Origin of the sequence: Pseudoalteromonas sp. S2721, assembly GCF_005887425.1 — a bacterium.
In the GTDB taxonomy this organism is placed as follows: domain Bacteria; phylum Pseudomonadota; class Gammaproteobacteria; order Enterobacterales; family Alteromonadaceae; genus Pseudoalteromonas; species Pseudoalteromonas simplex.
In genome coordinates, this window is the sequence record NZ_PNCZ01000055.1 from 57,613 (window position 1) to 84,601 (window position 26,989).

Sequence of the window (26,989 nt, forward strand, 5' to 3'; positions counted from 1 at the left end):
ACTTTAAAACAAAAGGTTATCATGCCAAATTCAAACGAGCTAAAAACAGTTTACCCAAGCCTTGCTGGTAAGAGTGTGTTTATTACTGGTGGTGCATCGGGAATTGGTGAAGTAATGGTAACGCGGTTCTGCGAGCAGGGCGCGAAAGTCACCTTTGTTGATATTGCAACTGAGCAAAGCGATGCGTTATGCGCTAAATTAGCGGGTAAATATGAGTTTGACCCGCAGTTTATCCATTGCGATATTCGTGATGTAGAAGCCTTAAAAGCGGCCATTGAGCAAACGCGTCAGCAACAGGGTGACATTGGTGTGTTAATTAATAACGCAGCCGATGACACCCGCCATGCCGCTGAGAATATGGATGTGAAATATTGGGAAGATAAGTTTGCTGTTAACTTGCGCCCGTGTTTCTTTTCATCGCAAGCTGTAGTTGAACACATGCAGCGCTTGGGCGGCGGTAGCATTATCAATATGGGGTCGGTAAGTTGGCGTATTAAGCAAACAGGCATGCCAGCCTACACAACCGCAAAAGCGGGAATTGAAGGTTTAACCCGTTCATTAGCTGCTTCATACGGTAAAGACAATATTCGTGTGAATTCACTGGTTCCGGGTTGGGTGATGACAGAGCGCCAAATGACTCATTGGCTAACCCCAGAAATGATTGAAGATGTTCGTTTAAGTCAGTGTATTAACGAAACAATACAACCAGACCATATAGTGAATGCCGCGTTATTTTTAGCTGCTGATGACAGCCGCATGATGACAGCACAATCACTGATAGTGGATGCAGGTTGGACTTAATTAAATTGTTAGTTGCTTTAAGTTAAATTAAACCAAAGAAAAAATTTTACACGATCCAAATAGTACTATAATAATAAATAATTATTTTAAACATTTGAATCTAATAGTTAGGAAGGTGGTAAGAAAGTTTGACCGACTTTGTACTTGTTTATTTAATTCTGATTATTGGCGCTTGCCTGCAAAGTGTTATTGGCTTTGGTTTAGGCATGCTATGTGTGCCTGTGCTTTACTGGCTTATGCCAGAGCTGGTGCCTGGGCCAATGATTTTGAATGCGCTGTTTTTAACGTCGGTGTTAATGATTAAACACCGCGGTGCGATAGACATGAAACAGACGGGCATTTCCATTATTGGTGGTGCAGTGGGAGTTATTCTTGCTGCTGTGGTGATGTGGTATGTCAATGCGAAGCAGTATCAACTCTTGCTAGGAGTGAGTATTTTGATAGTGGTGGCGTTGTCTATCATAGGTATGAAACCGAAAATTTCCACTATTACAAGCTTACTTGCGTCAATGTCGTCAGGCTTTTTAGGTACCACAACGTCAGCCGGTGGCGCGCCAATGGGGCTACTCTATCAAGCTGAAGATAAAGACAAAATTAAAGCAAACCTAAGTGCCTTTTTTGTATTTATAAACTTATTTGGCATTATTGTATTGATGCTAACAGGCTCTGCTGATATGGCCGATGTAAAGCTGTTCTTTTTTTGCTTACCCGCCATTTTAATTGGCTGGGGCTTATCGTTTGTGATCAACAATAACCTCAATGAAAAGGCCATTCGCGGCATCATCTTGCTGGTTGCGGGTTTATCTGGTCTAGCACTTATTTTCATACACAGATAGAATGAGAATAGTTCAGCTTTTTGTGTAATGAAGCCAATGCTCGATGACACCATTAAAATAATCATTTCTAGCCAATGCCAATTGGGCGAAGGTGCCTATTTTGCTAAGGCACATAACTGTTTATTTTGGGTCGATATTTTAGGGCAGCGTTTGTTTCGTTTGCAGTGTCAATCGATGCGAGTTAGCCAGTTTACTATGCCAGAACCGATTTGCTGGGTGATGGAAACCGAGCAAGCTGAATTAATCGCAGGCTTTGCCAAAGGCATTTATAAGCTCAATAGTGAAGACTTTAGCCGCGAACTTCTTTACTCAATCGATCACGAACCCTCACAAAACCGCTTAAACGATGGTAAAACGTCTCGCCAAGGCTTTGCCTTTTTTGGCTCAATGGACTCTCAAGAGCAAACCGATAGTGGCAAGTTATACCGTTTTGGTCATGGTCAGGCTCCGACAGCGGTTGATCATGACTACACAATTAGTAATGGCCCTGCGGTAAGTAAAAATGGTCAGTTTTTATATTCTACAGACTCAGATAAACAAACAATCTACCGCTTTACTCTGAATGAGCATGGCGAGCTTGCTGATAAACACGAGTTTATTCGCTTTACTGACAATATGGGTTTTCCTGATGGCATGACTGTTGATAGCGAAGATCATCTGTGGGTTGCTGCATGGAATGGTTATGGCGTGTATCGTTTTGCTCCAAACGGTGAGCAAGTACAGTTTATTCGCTTACCCGCACCGCGTGTTACGAGTGTCGCATTTGTAGGTGAAGAGCTCACGCATCTGGCGGTGACAACAGCGGCAGTAGGGCTCGAAGACTCAGTACTCGCTGATTACCCGCACAGTGGTGGCGTGTTTATTCTTGAGCCGGGCGTTAAAGGTATTGCTGAAACGCCCTTGAAGCTATAGGTTTTTCATTACTTGATAACGCAACTCGCCAATAAACGAGCGTGCTGCAGGACCCAGTTTGTCACCGTCTTTAAAGAGCAAATGTAACTTAGCGCTGCGACTGCTGTTATGAGTTAAATTAAGTGCTTTCATTTGCCCTGTCGCAAGTTGTGTTTCTATCGCGACTTTTGGTAACCACGCAAAGCCCAATCCATTACTGATCATATCAATCGAAGTGCGCATATGAGTGACGGTCCAGCGCTGATCGGCACCTAACCAGCCACCATCTTGTTTGTGCTTATTCGCTGAATCGCGAACAACAATTTGGCGGTGTGATTTTAAATCTTCGAGAGTAATTTCACGCTCTATCGCATGCAAGGGATGATCTGGGTGGGCGACGGCAATAAACTCGATATCACATAACTCTTCGTGAAAGCTTGCCGCAATTGGAAAGCCGGTAATAGCAATATCAACCTGATCGTTTTCGAGCAGTTCATTGCCCCCCATTAGTACAGACTCATGCAGCTCAATACGCAGCTGCGGGTATTGCGATGAAGTGTCGTTAAGTACCTTATAAAGCAGTTGCTGTGGGAAAATAGCATCAACGGCAATGCGTAACTTACTTTCGATACCTTCACCCAAAGTTTGCCCAATGGCCTCAACTTTAGCGGCTTCATCGAGTAAGTAATTGGCGCGCCGTAGCATCATCTCGCCGGCTTCAGTGAGCACGGTTTTACGGCCTTGAATACTAAATAATTTTACATCGAGCGCAGATTCAATTTTGCCAACTGCGTTATGAATACTCGATTGGCTTTTATGAATACCTTGTGAGGCTTGGTTAAAGCCTCCAAATTCAACAACAGCACGAAACATGCGCCACTGTTCTAGCGTAATTCTTAGCATGATGTTCCTTTGCTTACTTAACTACCTAATAGTACCTGTAAATGCTGATAAAGTTTACTTTTTAGGTGAGGGCAACTCAATATACTCAAGCTCATCACCGGGGATTTTAGCAAAACGCTGTGCTTGCCAATCTTGTTTTGCTTGCTCGATGCGCTCTTTGCTGTAAGCAACAAAATTCCAGTGTAAATACGGGACTTTATTGAATTTACTGCCACCGAGTAAAATAAAGCGGCTGTGCATTAGAGTCGTTATTTCGTGTTCGCTGTCATCAAGTAGCACAAAGTCGCCTTGGGTATAGCGAGTATCACCCACACTAATTTCACCGTAAATAACATACACGGCGGTTTCATGATGAGGGTGCGGTTTAGTAATATGACTACCTTGCTCGGCGACTGTATCGACATAAAACATCGGTGAGTAGTTTTTCACTGGGGAGCTTAAGCCATAGGCATCACCGACAATGAGTCGCATCAGCACGCCTTTTTCGATTTTCTCAGGCAATTGCTGTTTTTTGATATGTTCAAAACGCGGTGCTATTTCGGTCATACTCTCAGGTAAAGCAACCCAGCATTGCAGACCATTAATGTCGTGCTCGCTCGCCCGCACTTCAAGGCTTTCTCTTTCTGAGTGCACTATACCGCGACCTGCGGTCATCCAGTTAACATCGCCGGGTTCTATTTGCAGGCTATTACCTAGCGAATCGCGATGGTAAATACTGCCAGTAAATAAATAAGTGAGCGTTGATAGGCCAATATGAGGGTGAGGCCTCACATTTATGCCTTCACCGCGAGGAAAGTGGTTTGGCCCCATGTGGTCAAAAAAGATAAATGGGCCAACCATTTTTTTGTCAAAATGCGGCAAGATGCGTTTTACATCGAGCCCACCAATATCGTGGCTGGTTGCTGTTAATAACGTTGCCATTTTCGCGCTCCCTTAAAAACAAATTCAGCCAACAACTTAGGTCATTGGCTGGTAGAAATATTACGCCTGACTACGTTTTAACACTAGTTGATCTAGGCTGATTTTGCCTGCACCAACACTGGCTAATGCTAAAAAGCCGCCTGCCATCGCAATGTTTTTGTAGAACATTAAAAATTGCATTTGATCATCAAGTTGAAAGTGGAATAGCAAAGCGCTGACTAAGCTGAAACCAGCAAAAGCGATAGCGGTTAGTTGTGTTAAAAACCCTAGTAAAATAAATAACCCGCCAACAATTTCAAAAGCAATCACAAACGGCAGTAAGAACTCTGGTAAACCTACTGATGCCATGTACTGTGCAGTTGCATCAAAGAATTCTATTTTGCTAAAGCCAGTTAGTAAAAAGATGGCCGATAAACCAATACGCGCCAATAAAGTGCTAATATTTTGTAAGTGTGGTTGAGCTGAGATTAAAGTAAAAAGTTTCATAGTAGGTATCCTGTTTAGTTGAGCAGTGTGTCTGCGATGGAGTAACTATAGGTTCACTTTAAAAGAATTAAAAATTGTAAAATTAGCGTTTATCATTCTGTAAAAGAGAATTTAAAAGGAGGTAAAATATGAAGTTGTTGTTATTAATAGGGTTTTGTTTTTCGGTGGCTAAAAGTAGCTTGGTGTTTGCTGAACAAAATTTACCAAATAGTCGTCATTATGAGTTGCTAGCTTCAGATATTGCTGTGCAGCAAAGCTGGCAAGTTAAAGACGCAATCAAAGGTTATGAGTTGCTGGAATATCAAATTAACCTTAATAAAGGCACTACTTTAACGGTTGATTTTGCTCCATCAAATTCAAGCAACTACTTTAATATTTTACCACAAGGCAACCCAACAGCTTTGTTTGTAGGCCCAGCAAAAGGTGACGATGCCGAGATTAAAATTCCTGATAATGGCGATTATGTGATTCGGGTGTTTCTAATGCGCAATGCTGCGCGCCGTGATGAGCAAAGTGAATTTACAGCAGATATTAGCGTCGTAAAAAGTACATTAAAAGGCATGCACCCAAGCTGGGATGTCGATGGTGATGGGGTAAATGATTGCGAGAAAGACGGTAGCTGCGATCACACGGTTGACTACAGTCTTCCTCGAAAGTTGAATTAGGCCTTTATTGAGGCCTAATCAGCTTATTATTCAGGCGCTACTTCAAGTGTTGTGAATAATGAGTAGCGTACGTTATCGATATCGGCCTCTGTTGGTTTTTGATCAACTGATGCTTCAATTAGATACATATCGGCGTGAGCAAATGTCACCGTAAAGAAGCCTTTTTTATCGGTTGTTACTTTCACTTCGTCACGCTCGTTGCGGTAGCGTGCACTACCACGAACAATCGCAAGCTCAACGTCGGCAGCTGGTTTGCCATCCATTAATAATTGGAACTTAGCTTCTTCACCAGCAAATAGATCGTTCGGGTGAGTAGGGCCTGAAATTTCTAAGCCTTGACCAAGTAATGTTGGCTTAGAAGTACCATTACGGCTGACAAAAGTATCAACAGTTGCGATTGATTTTACAGTGCGCACGTCGGTTGCGCCTGCTGGTAGGTCTGCTTCTTTTTTACCTGCGAACACACGGCCGCGATTGCCATCTTTGTCTTTATAGAAAGTCATTAGCATTGGTTTTTGCTGCATAGCAATGTGGTAAGTACCGTCTTGCGTTAAGCTCACTGCCGCTGAGTTTTTGCGTTTTAAATAGTATGCGCGAATCGTTTCTTCGACCGGCTTACCATTTGGTGCAAGGGCAACTAATAAGTTGTCGTCATACTCTGCGCCTTTTTGTTTTGGGCGGTATGCTTTATCTGGGCTAAATAACTCATTAGAAATACTGGCATCGATCATCACGTAGTGAGTTTTCTCACCAGATAAAGAAGTGTGAGATGGCATTAACCAACGGGCATGTGCTTGTGCGTAGCCAGATGCAAGTGCTGTGAAGGTCACAGCGCCGATCAGCGCTGTTTTTAATAATTTTAATTTCATTGTTTGTCCTTAATTACTGGTAATGGTAACAAAGCTAGTCGCGAACTCTTTTTCGCCTTTAATTGTGACTTTGCCGTCTTTTGTTAAGTCGATTTCAACGCGGGTGTAATCTCGGCCACCTTCTTCACGTACAACTTCAACATTAAGTAGGTAGCTGCCAGGTTTAACTGGATTACCTTTTAAATCTTTACCTTGCCATTCAATCGTATAAGTACCTGGGCGTTTTGTTGCACCTGTCACACCATCAAAGTTGTCGTTGCTACGACCGGCTTTTCGCCACCACTGACGTAAGTCTTTAAACCATTCAGCTTTTTCGACCCAAAGTGCAATCGTGGTAACGTGTTTACGTTCAGGTGTTTCTAGCCATAACGCCACGTAAGGGCGATGATATGGAGAAACATCTAGCTCAGGTAAGGTAAATTCAACGGTGAGGTTGGGATCTTTTGCAAAGCTCAGAGGGCTGAATAAACAGCTAATTAGTAGAGCAACGAGTAAGTGGGCTTGTTTCATTAAGATACTCCTTTAAGTTGAGGCACCCAAACTAGATAAATAACCAAAGGCGTGGCAACACCAAGAAGCGTTAACCATAGACCTGCGGCACGTTTTTTACGGTTTTGAAAGAGGATAAATAACCCGGTAATAGCAAACAGAATCATCAAAACAGCTGAAATATCAATCACCCAGCTCCATGCTTCACCTGTATGGCGGCCTTTGTGTAAGTCGCCAATTAGACTCATAAAGCCACCGGTTTGATAATCAATATTAAGTTCACCGGTTTGAAAATCGATTTCGGCGTAGGCAAAGCCAGCCGGAAGCGGGTAGTCGAGCATCACCAAGGCATCTTCTTTTTCCCACTCAATACTTTTTACATTGCTGAGTGAAAACTGCTGTTGCATGTATTGCTCTATTTCAGGGTAAAGGCTTGGCAATGTGTCGAGGTTTGTTTGCGCTTTTTCAAATAACTCAGCAGAAACAAGTAGTTGGTTCTGACCATTATGTTTATCATTTTCGAGCCAACTAACGTGGTTAAGGATGATGCCGCTGACACAAAATAAAATAAGTAAAAAGAATAAGGCCGTTGAAAGGTATATATGTAAGGCACGGCTAACGCTATAAAAGTTGCGTTTGTTAAATGAGAACATAATGCGGTTTATTCGTTAAAGATACAAATATGATAATGATTTGTATTACTGATAACAAGCAGGTTTACGTTCTTTACATTTCTTTGTGCTAGAAATGAATAGCGAGATAAGCCATAACTGCTAGCTGCGAGCTGAGAAAACAGGCAAGCAACATCAAGCGCATCTGTGTGGTTATATTAACTTGAATTAGGGTTGGTTTATTGGGCGCAGATGGGCGGTTAATTAAATAGGCTAATACGCTCAATTCAATCACTGCCACAAGATACATCACCCAAATTGGCGCGGTACTTTGTAGTAAAAAAGCATATCCGATAGCCATACCAAAACCTGCTAATAACTTAGCGCGGGTAGGGACAACCTTATGCTCTTGCCAAAACCTTAACGGTTGGCCGTATCTTGGGTGGTTTAGCAGCCAGGCAGAAAGCTTGGGTGATGAGCGGGTAAAGCACGCCAATGCTAGTATAAAAAAGATAGTCGTAGGCATCACAGGTAATGCAATACCTATGATACCTAAACCCACCATCAATAACCCGAGTAATTGATAGCAGCCATTTTTATAGGCGTTAAACGCCGCTCTCACATTCATCAATAAAGTTGGGCCTGATAAAACTTAAATCGTTGTAGTGCTTGCTCGATACCTATGATCAAGGTGGTTTGTATTTATTGGTTTTAGCAACATAGTCTACACCATGTTGTTTATTTAACTTTAGCTCAGCTTAATATTATTAGCTAACACTATAGGTAAACTTACTTCAAACAAATGAAAAGCCCAGTTTAAACTGGGCTTGTAGGTCTTATTTTTGGCTATTTCTAGAAATAATAACCAATATTGATATTGAAGCGAGTTTCAGTGTCGTCGCTGTCGCCAGCAATTGAGCCGCCAACAAATGGTTGGTTTTTCGCTTGTACAAAATCAAAATAAGTGAATAAGCCACCTGCGGCAACAGATACCCCTGTTACATTCATCCATGTATCTTCGCTGTTATCTGACTTGTCATAAATAATGCCGTAGTCATTATAAAACTGCAGGTTTGTTACCGGACCCCACTCTACAGGCAGGCTGTAAGCGATATTGGCATTAGTCATGGTTGCTTCTGCGGCAATGCTATCGTAAAACGCATAAGCACCCACAGCCATACGGTCGACGTTGTCGATATCGTAGTTATACTCACCATGCTGAAGCTGGAAATTCCATGGGCCAATAGTACTGTTTAAGTGCAGTGCCCAAGCGTAGTAATCACCGGCTTTATCTTCGCCGTCATGTAAGCCACCCGATAACGCAGAAACACCTAGCTCAGTGGTGCCACCGTCATGCTCAAAATGATAGCCATAACGACCAGAGAAGGTATTGTACTCACCAATTGGATTGGTTGGTTCGGCATAAACACCTTCATCAGCAGAGCGGAAACCGACAACATCATATGAGTAGCGGTCGCTTCTGTCGCTTACGTAACCATCAACACCACCTAGCTCATCATTTTTGAAAAAGCCAAGATCAATTTGCCAGTTATCAGCAATTTTGCGCTTGAATAGAACACCTAAATCATGATCATCTTCAAGACCTATATAATAAGTAGTGCCAAAGAAATAGTTGTGCGAGTTGTAAGGCCAGTTACCAAAAGGCACTTTGGTAATACCTGCCTGCACCTGCCAGTCTTCAGCAAAGTCATAGGCTGCATAGGCATATTTAACTGCAGTCATGTAATCGAAAAAACGGATCTCAGCGTTAAGCTGTACATCACCGACATCGCCTGCAAAATTTAGTCTGAAGATGTCAAAGTCGAAGTCGCCACCGCGGTTTTTATTACCATCGTCATAGGATGTATGGCTGAAGTTGGTACGTACTGCACCCCCAACCTTAATGCCAGATTCTTTTTTAGGAGCTTCAACAGCCGCTGTTTGCTGCTCAAGTTGCTTTTGTTGCTTTGCTACTTGTGCATCAATTTGCGCTTGTTTCTCGGCTTGTTGCTGTGATTTTTCTTCTGCAGCATCAAGTTTGCTTTGCAGTTGCTGCATTTGCTGTTTCAGTAACTGCAGCTGTTTTTGAAGGTCATCAATTTCAGATGCCTGACTAAGACTTGAAGTTGTGCCCAAGGCTATTGCGAGGGCTAACTTTGATAGTTTAAGCATGAATTTTCGCTAGTGTTGGAATGGGTACTACCAAGCATAGTTGATATTCATGCTGAACCCAAGACTAGCCACAGAAAATTAATATTAATCAATCAGTTTTAATTTTTACTGTGGTTCTAATGTCTTGGTGATTGCGCCAACTTCAAGCAGGGGTGAAGCATCAAGCTGATCTGCATCCATCATTGCGGCAATACGTTGCATTGATGAAAGTAATAAGCTTTGCTCCCACTCTTCAAGTGCAGAGAACTTTTCAATGAAGTGTTCTTGCAGAGGCTGAGGTGCTTGATCTAGTAGCTGTTTACCCGCTTCTGTTAGATGCAAACTAACTCGGCGTTTATCTAATTGGCTACGTACACGGGTGATCAGGTTACGGTTTTCTATACGGTCTAAGATATTGGTAACCGTCGCTGGGCTTAGATTTACATTTTGTGCAATGCGACTAGCGGTAATGCCATCGGTTTGTGCAACCTCGTTCATAATCAGTAATTGTGGGCCTGTTAAGCCTGAGGTTTTATTGAGCTGTTTTGAATGAAGGTCGATGGCTCTGATCACTTTGCGCAGCGACACTAGTAGCTCGTCATACTTTTGCATGTTTCTGTCTCTTAAATAAGGCGGCGTGGAACAACCGCAATCGCAAAATATTACACATCTAATAAATTGAGTTCAAATAAATAATAACTATGTGGCTTATAATTTGCGGCCATAAAGGTTGTTATCGTGTTTATTTATTAATTAGAGTAGAAATTAAAACATAAAAGTTGAAATTTAGATGGAGTAATTGTTGTTAACACTTAAAATGCAACTACGAGGTGACACCATCACTTTGTAGTAAAACAATTTATACAAATAACTAAATATTATTTACTAAAAGCCACTGCATTGGGTAAGGTGGATTTTTCTTTCATTAAATGGGACGAATTATGAAGTTATCGCCATCAGTTACGATTGAGCAAAGTGAAACCGGGCTTGAATTTATTAAAGTTGCTAGTGAGTTTTGTAGCGCTACTATTTTTCTGCAAGGTGCGCAGATCACTGAGTTCACGCCAACCGATAAAAAGCCACTATTATGGGTCTCAGAATTAGAAGATTACCAAGAAGGCAAAGGTGTGCGAGGCGGTATTCCGATTTGTTGGCCATGGTTCGGAGTAAGCCAACATGAAGGCTGGCCAGCTCATGGTGTTGCTCGCACAAGTTTATGGCGCGCAGAAGAAGTGAAAGAACAAGACGATTCTATTTATATCAGCTTGTCATTACCGATGACGCAAGTTGATGAAAAGTATTGGCCTTATAAAACTAAGTTATTGGCCGAGTTTATTTTAACCTCTAGCTTAGAGCTACGTTTAACAACCACAAACTTAGATAACCAAACTGTACAGTTCACTCAAGCACTGCACACGTATTTCCCAACACCAGCAATTGAAGAAACAAAAGTAGATGGCCTGCAAGGCGCGAAATACATCGAATTTGCTGAAGGTCCATTTGAGCAAAATGAGTTAGTGTCGTTCGCGCGTGAAACAGACATGGTTTACACCGAAGCAAAAGACACTCAGCGTATCATTACACCTGATGGCATTATTGAAGTAGGCCGCGAAAATTCAACATCGTGTGTACTTTGGAACCCATGGATTGATAAATCAAAACGTCTTTCAAATTTTGCTGATGACGAATATCACGTCATGCTGTGTTTAGAAGCGGCTAATGTCCTTGATGATAGTGTTGAACTTGCACCAGGAGCAAGCCACACACTTGCAACAAAACTACGCTGGGTATAATTTATAACATATAATAACTCAGTGTTAGCACGTAAGGCCGGCACAGCTGGCCTTTACAAGGAATTACCGTGTTTAGTAATCAACAAATAGAAACCCTACCAAAGCATCAAACGATTCAATTCCAACCACTTGCAGATAATGCGATATGGCATGTACAACTAAATTGGTTGTTGTTTTATGTGCCTTTAATGGCCGTGATCATTACAGTACGGCACTTTAATCCAGCCATTAGCCAAGCTATTGCTACACCTTGGCTTTTGGTTTTGCCATTGTTGGTAATACTGTCAATGGTTTACAACCTTTACAGCGTTCGCGCCAAAGGGGTGGCAGTAAGAGAGCATGATATTGCCTTTAAGCGAGGTTTAATTTGGCAACAAATCACCTTATTGCCTATTTCTCGTGTGCAACACACCGAAATTCATCGCGGCCCAATTGAGCGAAAGTTAGGACTCGCAACACTCAGGCTTTACAGTGCCGGTGGCATGAGTGCTGATTTACATATCAGTGGGTTAACGGACGAACAATGCAATGATGTCCGCCAGTTCGTGCAAAGTTATGGTGATAATGCAGCAACTCAAGAAAATGAGCTTGCCGATGAGTGATCAACAATGGCAACGCGTGTCGCCATGGGCGCTACTGTATTTTATTGTTCACTTTGCACTGCGCTTCATAAAAGATGGGCTGCTTAATTTACTGCCTATTTTGGTGTTATTTGTTACGCAAGTTGAGCAAAAGCTGTTTTGGGGGCAAATAGCTGTTGCCGTGGCCTCTTTAGTTTTAGTGCTGTATGCCTTTGCTTATTATCGTAATTTTAAATACCGCATAACGGATGGTCACGAAATACTGCTCAATAAAGGGGTATTTAAAAAAGAGCGGCTAACCCTAAAATTTGCTCGAGTACAGAACGTAAACATTGCCGAACCTTTTTATTTTCAGCCAGTTAATTTAGTTAATTGTATTTTCGATGCCGCCGGTAGTAGTGCTCAAGAAGCTGTGATCCCGGGAGTTAAGCTTAGCTATGCCGAGCAAGTTCGTGAACAAGTTATGGAATTTAAGGCTCAGTTACAACAGCAAGAACAGCCGTCTATTGAGCAGAGCGAAGCAACAGATAAACCGAAAACATTAACGATCAGCAATGCTGAAATTGCTAAGTTTGGTTTGATGTCGAACATGGCAATATTGGCATTGGCTGCACTTGCTCCATTTATGAATGTGATTTTTGAGTACCTCGAAAAAACCATTATAAACCGCCTAGAGGCCATACTGAATGAGCAAGCTGCGTTCGTTGGTAGTGCCGCTGCAATCGCTGTGTTAATCATGGTTGTTGCCATTGTTTTATGTGCTATTTTACTTTCTGTTGTCATGGCCTTGGTGCGCTTTTTTAACTTTCAGCTGTATTTTCAGGACGATAAGTTTAAGCGTGTGGCAGGTTTATTTGAGCGCCAGCAACTCTCGATCAGCGTGTCGAAAATTCAAAGTGTGCAAATCAAGCAAAATATTATTGCTCGGCTGCTTAATCGCTATACCTTAATTTGCCCACAAGTGAGTAGTGGTGGTATGGCAGCTGGGGTTGCGGCACATAAAAATAAACAAACGTTAGTGATGCCAGTAATCACCAAAGAGCAAGTGCAAGCCGTGTGTGGCTGGTTATTTCCATGGTTTGTTGATTTAACAGAGCTTAACTTTGTTAAGCCTGAGCGCGCTTTACTTTATAAGAATACGTTTTTATATGTGCTCCTACCTACTATATTTTCTGCTTTAATTTTCAATGCCTTATTTGATGCTGCTACGATGCTGTGGAGCATTGTCGTGGGCTTAGTTTTGATGATCGGTGTGTTTTTGAATTATCAAAAAACGGGTGTGGCTATGTATCAACATGACGGCCGCTTTTTTGCCGTATTTAAAACCGGCATGCTGGGTGTGCAGTATCGTGTTTTTGAAATCTATAAAGCACAAAGTGTCACCACAATAAGCACTTATTTAATGCGCCGATCACAGCTTAAAAGCTTGTATATACAACTTGCTTCTGGTTCAGTATCAATGCCTTATTTAAAAGCAGAGCTGGCTGAGCAGTTTGCTGATTTCGCCCTATATGAAATAGAAGGCGTCGAGCGGAATTGGTTTTAAATGAAAATAATTCTCAATATCATTGACCTGTTTGGGTTTTTGAGTATACTTTCTCAAAAGCTACAGATGGAGGTTCGCAATGATTTATTTACTACCTATTTTAGCTATTTCAGGTGTTGTCGGATTGCTTTGCTATGCTCGCAATAAGAAGGAGTGTAAAGGTCTTTGCGTAAGTTGTGCAGTGACTTGTATTGCTTTGCTTGTGACTGGCGCGATGGCTCTTGCGGGTCTTGGTGCATTGAGAAGCAGTATTATGTTTGCAGCAACAATATTTATTGTTTATCAATTACTAGGCTTGGTTCGCCCACTTAAAATCGAGTAATTTCTTACACTTTTTAACTTCAGCCTTTTTAAAAAGCATCGCATACTAATCCTTAAATTAAATAACTTGCTAATCAAGGATTGTGATGAAAAAAGCCCTGTTAACTGCGGCACTACTTGCTGCTAGCCACGCTTCAAGCCAAGAGACTTGGCAAACTATTCATACCGAGCACTTTAATGTGCATTTTAGTACTGAGAATCAGCAATGGGCCCGTTCAGCAGCAACAGAGCTTGAAATTGTTCGTGATAAGGTTTTAAAACAGCAAAACCGTGCCCTTGATGAAGTGGTCGATGTACTAGTTTTCGACCCGTTTAACGCCTCCAATGGCTTTGCTTTGCCGGTGACTAATAAGCCTTTAATGGCTTTGTTTACCACGCCTCCACAATCCGACACGGTGATTTCTAACACCGATGGTTGGCAGCAGTTATTAATTTTGCACGAATATATTCATTTGGTGCACCTTGCTCAGCCTACTCGAAGTGACGTGCGCCAAGCTATTCGTAATAGTTGGGATATTTACGATTTAGTTGATGGCGAAATGCCGCGCTGGGCTGCCGAAGGCTATGCAACGCTGCTTGAGTCGAAAATGACAGGCCGAGGCCGTTTATACGATAACCTTTCAGAAGCAATACTGGTTGAATTTGCCCAGCAAGGTGCGCTGCCACAATATAACCAATTGAGTAGTACCGAAGGAGGCTATTTAGCTGGCTCAATGGCGTATTTAATGGGTTCTCGCTTTCTTGCATGGCTCGAAGAGAACTATTCAGCGCAAACTCTTGATGCAGTTTGGACACGCATGCAAGCGGTTAAAGCACGTGATTTTGATGAGGCCTTTAGCGGGGTATTTGGCGACTCACCTGAGCGCCTATATCGTCGTTTTATTGCCGAATATACTTATAAAGCAATGGCTAAAGAGGTAAGTGAGCAAACACTTACAAGTAAGCTTTGGTTAGAGCTTGATTTATACGCTTCGAACCCTGTTTTAAGTTTAGATAACAGTAAACTTGCGATTGTTGAGCGCAACAAAGATGACGAAACCCGTTTAGTCATTTATAGCACTGATGACAATCAACAGGCTGCCGATGATTTTGCAAAGCAGCAACAAGCGTTACTTGATGATGATCCTGTCGATATCGCAGATAAAGCCCCCAATGTCTTTAAGCGTAAGCAACAACATGTGCTTCAACAAATTAATAGGCAGGGTATAAAAAACCCGCAGTGGTTAGACGAAAATACTTTGTTTTTCACTGCCACAACAACAGTTGCTAAAGGCTCCATTCAAGGTATTTCTGATTTATACCGCTATGATATCGACACTGGTAAAGTGAGCGCTTTGACGCATCATGCAGGGCTGCGCCGCTTTAGTATTAGTGATAACGGGCAAACTGTTTATGCTGAGCAAACTCAGCATGGTTTCTCTGAGCTAGTGCGCCTTGACCTCAATACGGGTGTTTCTACCCCTTTATTTGAGAAAAGCCTAGAAACGGTTTATGACTATCCATTACTAAGCCCTAATAAAGCTCAACTTGCTTATTTAAAAGCGACATTGAATGCCAATTGGCAGTTGTATATACAAGACTTAAGCTCTCAAAAATCACTTACTGTGCCAATGCCTGAGGGCTATCAGTATGTGTCACAACCTAATTGGCAAGCAGATGGCAAAGGGCTATATTTTGTTGCCGGTAAAAAGAAAGCTCTCGATTTATATCATTATGATCTACAAAGCAATTCACTACGCCAATTAACGCAAGGCCAAGAAGCTGTTGCACACCCAATGGCAATGAATAATGGTGAACTTTTGTATTTATCGATCACTGCTGAAGGGCCGAATATCAAGCATTTTGCTGAGCAACCACAAGGATTAGAGGTTGTTGAATTTGCTAAAAGTGCGGCGCCACCACGAGGGCAAGTAACGAGCGAAGTATTACCTGAGGCGAAAATCTATCCGCAAAGCCCAACTGAGCCAGGCGATTATGATATTTGGCAGCAAAAACCAACCTTTTCGTTGGCATCTCAGTACTATTCGGCTTCATCTTCACTGCTTACCCTTGGAGTAAAAAGCAATGACTTTTTAAAGCAGCTCGATTTACAGGCAGGCTATAGTGCTGATTTACATGACAAAGCATTAGAAGGGGTGTTCGCGGCCGTTAAGTACTCAGCGTTTGATTTAAAATTTAAAGCGCTGTTATTTGATTACGACCTTGAATCAGCAAAACAGTACCACTCACAAATGCCACTAAACATTAGTAACACAGGGGCGCATTTAGCTTTGAGTTACCCGTTGCAGTTTCAGCACCTCAGTATTACGCCGAGTTTGAGCTATAACTACAGTGACTTTAGTAATGGGGATGATCAATGGTTAACCCTTGGACTTGAACAAAAATGGCAACATGATAGACAGCAATATGGTTTTGCTCAGTCCGTAAGTGCCCAGTGGCTATCCGGTGATGCTGACTCGAATAATTGGCAGGGCTATAACTTTGCTACCGTATTGAGCGGTTATGCCTATGATATTCCCGTTTATGCTAATTTTGCTCAGCAATATCGCGATGATAGCACCCTTTCGCTTGGTGGTTATGAGTCAAACTTAATTAATAATGACACGCAAAGCGGCTTTGTTGTTGCTCCTGAGCTGCCGTTTATTAGTCAATTAGGTAACCGCTATAAAGGCTATGGCGGGGGCATTAGTTACAAAGATTCATTACCTTGGCTTTACTACCAACAGCATCAGGTCGATAACCGAGTTTATGCGCAAAGTTATGGTCTCAAGTGGCAAGGAGACTTTAGCTTTGGCATGGGGCCTGCAGGTTTAAATGATGTAAACCTTGATTTTGGCGTCGCCCGAGTAGAAGGCGACGACTTTGAAAATGATTTACGCGCTTGGCTAAGCTTTTATTACTCGTTATAAACTAGTGTTGACCTTTTAAGGCGAAAAGCTTGGCGTGATAAAGTGCTAGTTTTTCGTCTTTATTTTCTATCTCAATGGCTTTTTCTAGCCATTCTTTGCTGCTTTGTTCATTACCTTGCTGATAACTTACAATCGCTAATTCTATATAGGGTTCAGATAAATACGGAGCTAATGCGATAGCCTCCTCGAGTTGTTGTTTTGCCTTGTAAAATTGGCCATTGTTACGAGCGTTAATCGCTGTAGCGAGTAACTCGAACGGGTCTTGTCTAAGCATAGCAAGTTGTGAATTGAGCTGCTCTGCCAATACGTGATCATTAAGTTGCTCGGCCAGCACTGCGTAATTATGTAGTAAATTCGTATCTTTAAAGCCATGCTGCATCGCTGTTTGATAAATATGTTTTGCTCCAGCTAAATCACCCGATTGACGATGTAATACGGCAGCTAAATTGTAAAGCGCAGCAGAATTTGGTGTATATTCATTGGCTTTTAAAATATAGCTGTAGCTCAAATCAAATTGGTTAGCAATAAGTGCGTCGCTAGCTAAGTTGCTGTAATAACGGCTAATTAAATCTTTTAGTTCAGCGCGGCCGGAATAAAAACTACCACGAGCAGGAAAGTAGTCAATGACAGTACCTGGCGGTACCAAATAATTATCTTCTTCACTTAAAGGGGCATAGACTTTGGTGCGAAAATGGCCTGACACATACACTATATTATTTTGCTTACTATAAACAGGCTCACTTGAGACCGCTTGGAAACCAGTTTTGAGCCCGACTAGTTGCGCGTATGCGTGAGTTAAAATTGCTAAACTGATGCAATTGCCTTGCTCATTTTGTAATGCCTGTTGGGCATTTAAGGTGGCGCTCAAATAATTAAAATTACTGAGCTTATTTTCTAAGTATTGATAAAGAACTTGATCATCTCTTAAATAGTCACCTTGGTGTCTTGTGAAATAGTTAAGGAAGCGCTTTTGTTCCTCGGCTGGTAAGGTAAAAAGTTCAGGGTCTTTTAGTTCAACTTGTTGAAAATGTTCATTGTTTAGTAAGCTGGCAACGCTAGGAGGGGGGGCTGACTGTTGGCTTGTACTCTCGCATCCAGCCAAAAAGGAAAATAAAACAATTACATATAAAATTGGCTTCATAGCTTTTCTCTCCTGAATACTATCCGCTCAATGTACCCATATTGCAGTGACTATTCAAGTCAGTCGTTAGTGTCATCAGCTGTAAACAGCTTGTACGGATATCTTGCCAATAGTCAGTTGTATATTTTTTATTCTTTATTGCATTCTAATACTCTCTCATTACAATGCCGCGCTCTTTTAAATCGCTTTAAAAACAGTTGTTTACTGCGCTTTCATGGGCGATTTATAAATTGCTAACTTATTAACTAAATTGTAACGAGAGAGGTCTGTTTTGGCGCACTTTTTGCCGATTATTTCATGCTTTATTTTAGCGTTTAGCTTTTATCCGCTTTTAAATAAGATCCGTAAAAATCGCAGTGTGTCGGGCGTTTCGCTGTTAATGATGAGCTTTGGTGTTGCGCAAAGTGTGTATTTCATCACCTTTAATCTGTTTTTTCAGCGTTTTTACATGGTTTTGCCGTTTGTTGTTACCGGCATGCTAAGTGGTGTGATTCTTTACTACTTTGTTCGTTACAATGCTGAACGAAAGCAACGCATGCAGCTAGCTGGGTTATTAGCTATCTCGGTCGTGCCTTTTGGTTTGTTGCTTAACCCTCATTATGAAACAGCAACGGTGCTTAACTGGCTAACCTATGTAGGTTTAGTCATGAGCTCTATTCGTGTTATGCCGCAGACTTATAAAACCATTAAAAGTGGTGATATTAGTAATTTAAGTGCGCGCTACTTTAGCCTACAGTTTGTTGCTGGAAGCTGCGGCCTTGCTGCCGAGCTTGCTATGACGACACCGAGTGTGTCTCACATACTGACCTTTGTAATGATTCTACTGACTAATGCAGCGCAACTAGGGTGTATTCAGTATTATAAATCGCGCCCAGCAATGGCTTAAACTAAAAACAAAAGGCTGCCAAGTGGCAGCCTTTTTTGTGTTGCTAAGATTATGCTTCGAGGGCTTTACTAATTAAGCGATCGATATATTGCTTATGCGCTTTAGCTGCGGTGTCTGCACCCCATGGTACGCTCATATCAGCAATTTGATTTAACTGATAAAGCGCGGCAGCTTTGGCTAGGTTATCGTGCTTGCTCGCTTTGCCTAAACCAGCGATCGTGATTAGCTGATTCACATATTCAACTTGTAGATTGTGACTTAGGGTGTTTGCTTTTTTGCTGTCTACAAAAATGCTTGCTGTTAAGTCATTCATAAATTGGTTAAGTGAATACTCGTTGCCATACATCGCACTGTCTGAAATACGCAGCATAACTGCTGGGTGCAACAACTGAGCAAGTACCAGCTTCTGCATACCTAAAATCATGCCGTGTGGTTTAGGGTCTTCGTTCTTACCGTAATGATTAAAACCACGACGCTGCTGTAGCAGGTAGTTATACAGTGGCTGCATGCTCGAAAGCACATTTGGCGAGAATACTTTGTCGGCTAACACTTGCATTGCATGTTGCTGGCGCTCAAGTGGCACAGGCGTAAATGGTGCACCATTTTTGTCATCGCCCACCACATTACGTTCTACATAAACACCACCAATTTGACGAGATACCACGCCTGCTTGTGTTCTGTAGCTTCTAAATAAAATGTTCGCTGAGGTAACCAGCTGTTGGTATGACTCACCATTAACCGTGGCTTTGTCTTTAAGTTCAGTAAACAGCTTATTGATAAGCTCCATACGATCATCAGCATATGCGGCAGGGTTAGATGACATATCGCCAATCATTACACGTGGGTCAATATGGCGGCCTGGAGCACGCATATCATCAGCATCATTACCAAACGCTAAAGCATGCTCAGATGAGCGAGCGAGAATTTTCTCAAGGCGCTTCTGCTCAGCTGCTTTATCAGCCAATGCTTGGCTGTAGCCGTATTCAATTGCCCAATCATCGTAAGGGCCAGGTTTGGTTTGGAAGATATCACCTTGCTGCATACCAATAGGGGCAATGTTTGCTGGTGCATAGTCCATAACAGAACCCGTTACGATACCTTGCGTTTTACTCTTATCGTGAACTTCTTTTTCATCCCACAAGATAGATGATTTCATATTGTGGTTAAGACCAAGGGTATGGCCCACTTCGTGTAAAACAAGCTGAGTTAAGCCTTGGCGTAAAATCTCTTTGTTTTCAATGCTCGCACCTGTGCCTAAGCCTTTAGCAAGTAGCATGTTTTCTTGAATGCTGTGGCCCAATGAGCAATGTAAATCGGTGCTGTTTTGGCTAGTTTCAAGCGTGGCTGCACTTTGAGTATATAAAGTGTCGTACATCCAACGGTTTTTCATGAAAACATACTCTAACATGATGTCAGAGCCTAATATTTCACCGGTTAATGGGTTTGCAAGGGCAGGACCATAACCACCAAATGGAGGGCGCGGTGATGCAGTCCAACGTAATACGTTGTAGTTAATATCGCCCGCATCCCAATCAGCGTCATCAGGTTGTACTTTTACTTCGATGGCATTTTTAAAGCCTGCTTTTTCAAATGAGCTATTCCATGCTAGTACTGCATCACGAATAGTGTCTCGCCACTCAACCGGGGTAGTATTTTCAATCCACCAAGTAATTGGTTTAACTGGCTCAGAAAGTGCAGCTGATGGGTCTTTCTTTTGTAAGTCCCAGCGCTTGATGACATCTTCATATGGTGCCCAATCTGCTGATGTCATATTGTCGAATTCGTTAGTGAAATAACCAATACGCGCGTCATCTTGGCGAGCTTGATAATCATTTTTCGGTAACGCGACAAATGAATGCTGTACTTTAATTGAAACATTACGAGGGTCGCTTACGGCTTTTGAGCCTCGCACTGTTGGGTTAGCATTAGAAAATACATAATCCACCACAACATCTAGGTTATTTGGGTAAGGGCGCTGTTTAACGATTCGCGATTTTTTGTCGTTTAACTTACCAAGTTTAAAGCGCTTGCTGGCATTTTTATCTTTTGGGTTCGCCCAAGGTGACACTTTATGCAGTGCTTCACTTAAAAAGAGCTTATCAACTTTAAAAGCAATTTTATCGTCTTCTTCTTTTTCGATTTTAATACTCGCAAGCACAGCTTCGCTGATGTTGGCATCGGCAGAGCGTGCTAGGGCTGAGTTTTCATCAAATTTATAGCGCGGTGTTTTGCTAATAATATCAATGCGGTCAAAGTATTTACGAAACTCAATTAGCTTTGTCTCGCGATATGCCCCTCTGAAGTGACCTGCGTCAGTAACACCATCAACGGTGTGAGCAAAGTACACAAATGGTGTATCAAGTTGAGATTGGTCGATCACCATTAAGTTATCGCCGGTTTTCGCATCTTGGTAAATGCTGAAAACACCGGCAAACTCGCTTTTATCTTTGATCATTTCAGCCAGTGTTTTTGGCTTCTTTTCTTCTTTTTTTGTTTCGGCTGCGTGGCCATTCATGGCAAACGCTAAGCTTAGTGCCAGCGCAATGTTTGTTATTTTCATTGTTAACTCGTTCCTTTCATTATTTCTCAATCAAGTTTAATGAATTAACCCTTTGATAAAAGGCTGTTTGTTAACAAGTGTGAAAGTAGTGTTGTAAGCCTCTGATATTAAGTGGTTTTTGTTTGTAACAAATTGTTCTTAGATAAGTTTTGGTTTTTGTGTTGCCAATTTATCTGTTTTTGTAACAGTTCCTTACAAATGTCACATTAATGTTTCTGTCAGCTTTGGTATGATAGGGCCAGTGAAAATATTATAGGTGTAAGTTATGCGCACAAGTTTATTAAAATGGATCTTACCGTTTGTTGCATTAATCGTTGGTGTTGCTGGTTTTAAGGCAATAAACGCGATTGCTCAAGAGCCTAAAGACAAGGATGTAGTTGATGTGCGTCCTTTAGTACAGGTTGAGCCAGTAGCAAGTGATGATCATCAAGTGATTATTAATAGTTACGGCGAAGTGAAACCGCTTGAAAGTACCTTACTTGCCTCGCAAGTGGCAGGTGAAGTTACAAGCTGGCATCCAAATTTTGTTGCTGGTGGCATCGTAGCGCGTGGTGAAGTGTTATTTACCATCGAAAAAGATAACTACGAAGCAGCTGTACTACAAGCTGAAGCGTCACTTGCCAGTGCTCAAGCGGCACTGATCGAAGAGCAAGCACAGGCTAAAGTGGCAGAGGATGAAGCAAGACGTTACCCAGAGCGTGAGCGCACCGACTTATTCCTACGTAAACCTCAAGTTTTAAGTGCACAAGCAGCTGTTAAATCAGCGCAAGCGGCATTAAAACGTGCCGAGCGTGACCTTGCTCGCTGTGAGGTGAAAGCACCTTACGATGCACTGGTGATCAGCCGTGAAATTGGTGTCGGTCAATACATTAATGTAGGCAGCCAAGTTGCTGAAATTAATAATATTGAAAGTGCAGAAATCATTGTACCAATTGCTGGTTTCGATAGTGTATTTTTGCCAAAACGCTTAAAAGGCGTTAAAGCGACCATTATCAATAAAGGCTTAAACAGCTTTACTCGTGAAGCCGAAATTGACCGTGACCTAGGCGTTGTTGATAACGCGACGCGTATGAGCAACTTAGTTGTTCGTGTTGATGACCCATACGGCTTAAAGCACGACGTACAACCTATTAAATTTGGTGCTTACGTTCAAGTGAACTTTGCCGGTGCAACATTACAAAACATCTACCGTTTACCGCAGTCTTTAGTGAATAACCAAACGGTGTGGATTGTGAACGGCGAGAATAAACTTGAACCACGTAAAGTAACCGTAGTGCGTGAAGAAGGTGAGTACTTCTATATCAGTGATGGCCTTGAAGTGAATGACCAGTTGGTTCTAACGCTACCGGAGTATCCGCAAGAGGGTATGGAAGTGAAGATTGCTGGAATGAAAGAAATGACAAGCGATGCAGAAACTGCAGCGGTTGAAAAGCTTTAAGGTAGCACTATGACTGATACAAACACAGAAAAACAGTCTGGCCTTATTGCCTATTTTGCCAATAACTCGGTCGCTGCTAACTTAATGATGGTGTTTATCATCATCATGGGGATCATTAGTTATTTCACTATTCAGCGTCAGATGTTCCCGAATATTGAAATTAACTATATCGAGGTACAGGCCAATTATCCGGGTGCCTCACCACAGGAAATTGAAGAAAGTATTCTGATCAAAATTGAAGAGTCACTAAAAGATGTCACCGAAATTAAACGTGGTGTATATCGTTCGTTCCGAAATAGTGGCACTGCAAGTTTAGAGATCAACACAGATGCAGAGCTCACTGATGTACTCGATAAAGTGAAGCTACGAGTAGACAGTATTGCGACTTTCCCTGCCGGCATGGAGCCGGTGACGATTAGTCAGGTTGAGTTTCGCCAAGACGTGATTGGTATGACCCTAGTTGGTGATATTCCACTTACTGAGTTAAAGCCTGTTGCAAATAAAATTGAAGATGAGTTACTGCAATTATCTAATGTGTCGCTGGTACAAAACGATGTACCACTTGATGAGATTGCGATTGAAATTGACCCAGATTCACTTCGTCAATACAACCTTACTTTAAGTGAGGTGGCCAGTGCTGTACGTCGTTACTCTGCAAATATTTCAGCAGGTCAATTACGTACTGACGCAGGTATTATCTCGGTACGTGTTGAAAATCAATATTACAGCGGTGATGAGTTCCGCCAGATCCCAGTAAAAATTGGCGCTAATGGCGCGAAAGTGCTTTTAAACGACATTGCTGTGATCAAAGACCAATTCACTGAAGGTGAACGCTATTTTAAATTTAATGGTGAAAATGCCGTTTATTTATCTGTAAAAGCAACTAAAGAACAAAATATGATCCCGGTTGCTGATTCAGTTAAAGCCTTTATTGAACAAAAGAATAAAGAGCTACCAGCCGGTCTTCGTCTTGTGCCACTGATGGACATGACTTATTACCTAAATGCCCGTTTAGACATGATGAAAACCAACCTTTTCCAAGGGGCTATCTTGGTGGCCATTATGTTGTCTATTTTCTTACGCTTTAAGCTGGCACTTTGGGTAATGATTGGTTTACCTGTGTGTTTCTTAGGGGCAATGATGATGATGCCATTATTTGGTATCAGTATTAATATCGTGTCGTTATTTGCCTTTATTATGGTACTCGGGATCGTGGTCGACGATGCCATAGTCATAGGGGAGAGCGCCTACACCGAAATTGAGAAAAAAGGCGGTGGTGTTGTAAACGTGGTAAATGGGGCAAAACGCGTTGCTACCCCAGCAACATTTGGTGTCTTAACGACTATTGCTGTATTTGCACCGTTTACATTATCAAGTGGCCCAGAGAGTGCATTTTTCTTCGGTATCGCAGTGGTGGTTATTCTGTGTTTGATATTTAGTTTGATTGAATCAAAACTTATTTTACCAGCACACATTGCCCATACTAAGTTTCCGCCAATTAATCCTAATAGCTGGCGAGCGCGTTTTAACAAACGTTTCTTTGAGTTTGTAAATGGCCCATATAAACGTTTTATTGAGCTGTGTGTTGAATGGCGCTGGTTTGTGCTATTTGCGTTTATCGGTTTATTGATTTTGACGTTTGGCTTAATTTCTTCAAACCAAGTGCGTGTGGTACCAACACCAAAAGTACCTCAGGACTTTCCGCAAATTCGTTTAGAAATGAATGAAAATGCCTCGGATATGCAAACAATTAATGCTATTCGTGAAATCGAAGCCATGGTTAACAAGGTAGACCAAGAAACAGAACGTGAATTTGGCCAAAAGCTAATTCGCGATATCTTAGTGTTCAACCAAGGTCGTACTGAAGCACAATTACTTGCTCCGCTGGTAGATGAAGAGCTTCGCCCTTATAACGCATTCGAACTATCTCGTCGTTGGCGTGAACAAATGCCAAGCATCCCTGGTGTGAAGTCACTGCAAATATACGATGATGTAAATGGCGGTGGTATGGATGGTGAGTTTGGTTACTTACTTTATGGCCCAGATATCGATACCTTAAATGAGGCAGGTCGTCGTTTCATCCAACTATTACAACAGCAAAAAGGCTTATTTGATATTAGTTCGACCATCGATCCGGCGAGCAAAGAAGTGCAATTAAGCTTAAAACCTGTGGCATATGATCTAGGTTTAGACCTTGCCAACATTGCTAACCAAGTAGGTGCAAGTTTCTACGGTGGTGAAGCTCAGCGTGTTATTCGTCGCGGTGAAGAAGTACGTGTTATGGTTCGTTACCCGAAACTAACACGTGAAGCGTTTGCATCATTAAAGCACGCCGTTATCACAACGCCTGCAGGTCAAGAGGTGATGCTGGGTGATGTTGTTGAGCTGAACGAAAAACCAGGTATTAGCTATATTCGCCGTGAGGGTGGCTATCGTACTGTGTATATCTACGGCAGTATCGATGAAGAAGCGATTGAGCCGGGTGAAGTGGTTAAGCAAGTTGATGAGAACTTGTTGCCACAGTTAAAAGAAGAGTACCCGTCAGTTAAAACTGAGCTAGGCGGTTCAATTGAAGAGCAGCAGGCGCAAGCTAATGAGCAAATCATGTTCTTCATCGGCGGTATGATTTTAGTGTATATCTTGCTTGCTGTACCGCTTAAGAGCTATTCGCAGCCTCTAATTGTTATGTCGGTTATTCCATTTAGCTTAACCGGTGCTATTTGGGGTCACTTCTGGTTTGGTTTAGATATTAGCTTGATGTCGGGCTTTGGCTTGATTGCTGCGGCCGGTGTTGTAATTAATGACTCGTTAGTTATGACCGACTTTGTAAACCAAGCACGCCGCGAAGGTATTTCAACTCGCCAAGCGGTTATTGAAGCAGGTTGTGCGCGCTTTAGAGCAATCACCCTGACATCAATTACAACCTTTGCCGGTGTACTACCGATTATGTTCGAAACCAGCTTGCAAGCTAAGTTTGTAATTCCAATGGCGGTTGCACTTGGTTTTGCGGTTATGTTTGCAACTCTAATCACTTTAGTACTAGTACCTTGTTTGTACATTATCATGAGTGATGTAGGTAATGGCTTTTTGAATATATTCCGTTCTGGTCACCGAGTAACGACCAGAAGAAAGCTGGTGAAAGACTAAAGCTCTTTCTGTTTTAAAGCCAACCGAGCGGTTGGCTTTTTTGTTTCTGCATCTTTTGCTAGTAACTATTTGCTATATAAGACCTTTGGTTACATTCTTTTGTTTGATTTGTGATTCGGTCGCGATTATACTCAGTCTTGTTTTTGGCAAACTAACTGAAAAGTTAGGACGCAAAGTTTCCGGTCTAAGGTTTTAAACTATGATAGCGGGACCGCTGATAAGCACATAATCTAGTGCTTTGGATCTTTTGCCTCAAACTAAAAAGTATTTATTTTGTACGGTTGTTAGATAATGCCTATTAGTTGTTCTTAGGGTGATACTTTGTTTATGCATACGTCAATGGCCTCCGGGAAGTGGTTGCCGATTGGTTGCTTGAATCATCATACCCAACTATTTGTTGGTGATAGGGTGATTGTGACCTTTTATGACATGCAAGGAGAGCTAGTCGATTTATCATTCGAATATCCAATAGTCAGTACGGATCAAGGTGAGCCTCATAATTGGCCGCGCTCCGTTGCTGAGCATATTAATGTGCATATTCCGCTAGTAAAAGCTGGAAAAATGACTGATCAAGGTTTAGTGGTAGCCTATCGCTCAAACCAAATTTATGCCCTAGAAGGCTCGGGTATTACGCATGTAAAAGTGGCGTTTAATTGTATCGCCAAGTGTGAAGAGCGAGTAAAAGATAGTCTGCAAGATTATGACTATGTTTATCCTCAAGCATGCAACGATTACAGTGCAGGAATTAAGGTTTTACAACCTAAAACAGGCCATATTTATATGTGTAAACCATGGCCATTTAGCGAGTTTTGTCGTGTTAAAGATTCACACAACCCGCTATTTGAACCAGGTGTAGGAAAAAGCTGGGCTATGGCTTGGCAGCAAGTTTCACATTAAGAGTTTCCCCCTAAATGCTATTTTAGCATTGCTTAGCCCACTCAATTTGAGTGGGCTTTTTTAATACCAACCCGCAATAATACTTAATCATTTTGAGGGATTAAACCTGTCGTTAACTGCGTTAAAAATTTCTCATTTAGAACAACT

Annotated in this window: 23 protein-coding genes, 1 pseudogene and 1 riboswitch; of the genes and pseudogenes, 13 read left to right on the top strand and 11 right to left on the bottom strand. The window is 41.9% G+C overall.

Annotated features, from left to right (window positions below; translation table 11 throughout):
- Window positions 1–21: 21 nt before the first annotated feature.
- The 3 genes from CWC02_RS17585 to CWC02_RS17595 all read left to right on the top strand — a co-directional run bounded on the left by CWC02_RS17585 (window position 22) and on the right by CWC02_RS17595 (window position 2,549).
- Window positions 22–801 (top strand): SDR family NAD(P)-dependent oxidoreductase, encoded by a 780-nt coding sequence (locus tag CWC02_RS17585; protein ID WP_138599112.1) that lies wholly within the window; start codon window positions 22–24, stop codon window positions 799–801.
- Window positions 802–929: 128 nt separating this feature from the next.
- Entirely contained in the window at window positions 930–1,637 is a 708-nt protein-coding gene (locus CWC02_RS17590) for a sulfite exporter TauE/SafE family protein (protein ID WP_138619606.1), read from the top strand.
- 27 nt (window positions 1,638–1,664) lie between these two features.
- Complete coding sequence (locus CWC02_RS17595) at window positions 1,665–2,549, top strand: SMP-30/gluconolactonase/LRE family protein (protein ID WP_249364131.1); 885 nt, start codon at window positions 1,665–1,667, stop codon at window positions 2,547–2,549.
- Here CWC02_RS17595 and CWC02_RS17600 read toward each other — a convergent pair.
- The 3 genes from CWC02_RS17600 to CWC02_RS17610 are packed head-to-tail and all read right to left on the bottom strand — an operon-like array spanning window position 2,544 to window position 4,838.
- Window positions 2,544–3,431 (bottom strand): LysR family transcriptional regulator, encoded by an 888-nt coding sequence (locus tag CWC02_RS17600; protein WP_138619607.1) that lies wholly within the window; start codon window positions 3,429–3,431, stop codon window positions 2,544–2,546. The two genes, CWC02_RS17595 and CWC02_RS17600, sit on opposite strands and share 6 nt — an antisense overlap.
- 54 nt (window positions 3,432–3,485) lie before the next feature.
- On the bottom strand, window positions 3,486–4,352 hold the full coding sequence (locus CWC02_RS17605) for a pirin family protein (RefSeq protein WP_138619608.1): 867 nt from the start codon (window positions 4,350–4,352) through the stop codon (window positions 3,486–3,488).
- Window positions 4,353–4,412: 60 nt separating this feature from the next.
- Complete coding sequence (locus CWC02_RS17610) at window positions 4,413–4,838, bottom strand: DoxX family protein (RefSeq protein WP_054552291.1); 426 nt, start codon at window positions 4,836–4,838, stop codon at window positions 4,413–4,415.
- 128 nt (window positions 4,839–4,966) lie between these two features.
- Between CWC02_RS17610 and CWC02_RS17615 the strand changes: the two genes are divergently transcribed.
- On the top strand, window positions 4,967–5,503 hold the full coding sequence (locus tag CWC02_RS17615; protein WP_138619609.1) for a hypothetical protein: 537 nt from the start codon (window positions 4,967–4,969) through the stop codon (window positions 5,501–5,503).
- A gap of 26 nt (window positions 5,504–5,529) precedes the next feature.
- On the opposite strand, the gene CWC02_RS17620 is transcribed toward CWC02_RS17615, so the two are convergent.
- The 6 genes and pseudogenes from CWC02_RS17620 to CWC02_RS17645 form a co-directional block, all read right to left on the bottom strand.
- The gene (locus tag CWC02_RS17620; protein ID WP_138599108.1) at window positions 5,530–6,372 is read right to left on the bottom strand and encodes a DUF4198 domain-containing protein; all 843 of its coding nucleotides are present in this window, start codon (window positions 6,370–6,372) and stop codon (window positions 5,530–5,532) included.
- Window positions 6,373–6,381: 9 nt separating this feature from the next.
- Entirely contained in the window at window positions 6,382–6,882 is a 501-nt protein-coding gene (locus CWC02_RS17625; protein WP_138599107.1) for a DUF2271 domain-containing protein, read from the bottom strand.
- A complete protein-coding gene (locus CWC02_RS17630) occupies window positions 6,882–7,514 on the bottom strand; it encodes a PepSY-associated TM helix domain-containing protein (RefSeq protein WP_138599106.1) in 633 nt (210 codons plus the stop codon). Before CWC02_RS17630 ends, CWC02_RS17625 begins: the two co-directional genes overlap by 1 nt.
- A gap of 196 nt (window positions 7,515–7,710) precedes the next feature.
- Window positions 7,711–8,100, bottom strand: a pseudogene (locus CWC02_RS17635) (YbaN family protein); the annotation flags it as partial.
- Window positions 8,101–8,324: 224 nt separating this feature from the next.
- The gene (locus tag CWC02_RS17640; protein WP_138619610.1) at window positions 8,325–9,644 is read right to left on the bottom strand and encodes a porin; all 1,320 of its coding nucleotides are present in this window, start codon (window positions 9,642–9,644) and stop codon (window positions 8,325–8,327) included.
- Between the two features lie 105 nt (window positions 9,645–9,749).
- Window positions 9,750–10,235 (bottom strand): MarR family winged helix-turn-helix transcriptional regulator, encoded by a 486-nt coding sequence (locus CWC02_RS17645; RefSeq protein WP_138619611.1) that lies wholly within the window; start codon window positions 10,233–10,235, stop codon window positions 9,750–9,752.
- Between the two features lie 329 nt (window positions 10,236–10,564).
- Between CWC02_RS17645 and CWC02_RS17650 the strand changes: the two genes are divergently transcribed.
- The 5 genes from CWC02_RS17650 to CWC02_RS17670 all read left to right on the top strand — a co-directional run bounded on the left by CWC02_RS17650 (window position 10,565) and on the right by CWC02_RS17670 (window position 16,773).
- Window positions 10,565–11,416: a D-hexose-6-phosphate mutarotase gene (locus tag CWC02_RS17650; RefSeq protein ID WP_138599104.1), complete on the top strand. Its 852-nt coding sequence runs from the start codon at window positions 10,565–10,567 to the stop codon at window positions 11,414–11,416.
- 68 nt (window positions 11,417–11,484) lie between these two features.
- Window positions 11,485–12,018: a PH domain-containing protein gene (locus CWC02_RS17655; RefSeq protein ID WP_054552299.1), complete on the top strand. Its 534-nt coding sequence runs from the start codon at window positions 11,485–11,487 to the stop codon at window positions 12,016–12,018.
- A complete protein-coding gene (locus CWC02_RS17660) occupies window positions 11,981–13,543 on the top strand; it encodes a PH domain-containing protein (protein ID WP_228482630.1) in 1,563 nt (520 codons plus the stop codon). Before CWC02_RS17655 ends, CWC02_RS17660 begins: the two co-directional genes overlap by 38 nt.
- 79 nt (window positions 13,544–13,622) lie before the next feature.
- Complete coding sequence (locus CWC02_RS17665; RefSeq protein WP_054552301.1) at window positions 13,623–13,865, top strand: hypothetical protein; 243 nt, start codon at window positions 13,623–13,625, stop codon at window positions 13,863–13,865.
- Window positions 13,866–13,950: 85 nt separating this feature from the next.
- A complete protein-coding gene (locus CWC02_RS17670; RefSeq protein WP_138619612.1) occupies window positions 13,951–16,773 on the top strand; it encodes a TolB family protein in 2,823 nt (940 codons plus the stop codon).
- Between the two features lies 1 nt (window position 16,774).
- On the opposite strand, the gene CWC02_RS17675 is transcribed toward CWC02_RS17670, so the two are convergent.
- Entirely contained in the window at window positions 16,775–17,914 is a 1,140-nt protein-coding gene (locus tag CWC02_RS17675) for a tetratricopeptide repeat protein (RefSeq protein WP_138619613.1), read from the bottom strand.
- A gap of 271 nt (window positions 17,915–18,185) precedes the next feature.
- On the opposite strand from CWC02_RS17675, the gene CWC02_RS17680 reads away from it, so the two are divergent.
- Window positions 18,186–18,800 (top strand): PQ-loop domain-containing transporter, encoded by a 615-nt coding sequence (locus CWC02_RS17680; protein ID WP_138619614.1) that lies wholly within the window; start codon window positions 18,186–18,188, stop codon window positions 18,798–18,800.
- Window positions 18,801–18,849: 49 nt separating this feature from the next.
- On the opposite strand, the gene CWC02_RS17685 is transcribed toward CWC02_RS17680, so the two are convergent.
- Complete coding sequence (locus tag CWC02_RS17685) at window positions 18,850–21,360, bottom strand: zinc-dependent metalloprotease (protein WP_138619615.1); 2,511 nt, start codon at window positions 21,358–21,360, stop codon at window positions 18,850–18,852.
- Between the two features lie 265 nt (window positions 21,361–21,625).
- Here CWC02_RS17685 and CWC02_RS17690 point away from each other — a divergent pair, with 265 nt between their 5' ends.
- The 3 genes from CWC02_RS17690 (at window position 21,626) to CWC02_RS17700 (ending at window position 26,842) form a co-directional block, all read left to right on the top strand.
- Window positions 21,626–22,798: an efflux RND transporter periplasmic adaptor subunit gene (locus tag CWC02_RS17690; RefSeq protein WP_054552306.1), complete on the top strand. Its 1,173-nt coding sequence runs from the start codon at window positions 21,626–21,628 to the stop codon at window positions 22,796–22,798.
- 9 nt (window positions 22,799–22,807) lie between these two features.
- Window positions 22,808–25,945, top strand: coding sequence for an efflux RND transporter permease subunit (locus CWC02_RS17695; RefSeq protein WP_138619616.1), 3,138 nt, complete (start codon window positions 22,808–22,810; stop codon window positions 25,943–25,945).
- A gap of 135 nt (window positions 25,946–26,080) precedes the next feature.
- Window positions 26,081–26,164, top strand: a riboswitch (cyclic di-GMP riboswitch).
- Between the two features lie 108 nt (window positions 26,165–26,272).
- Complete coding sequence (locus CWC02_RS17700; protein WP_054552308.1) at window positions 26,273–26,842, top strand: hypothetical protein; 570 nt, start codon at window positions 26,273–26,275, stop codon at window positions 26,840–26,842.
- Window positions 26,843–26,989: the final 147 nt, after the last annotated feature.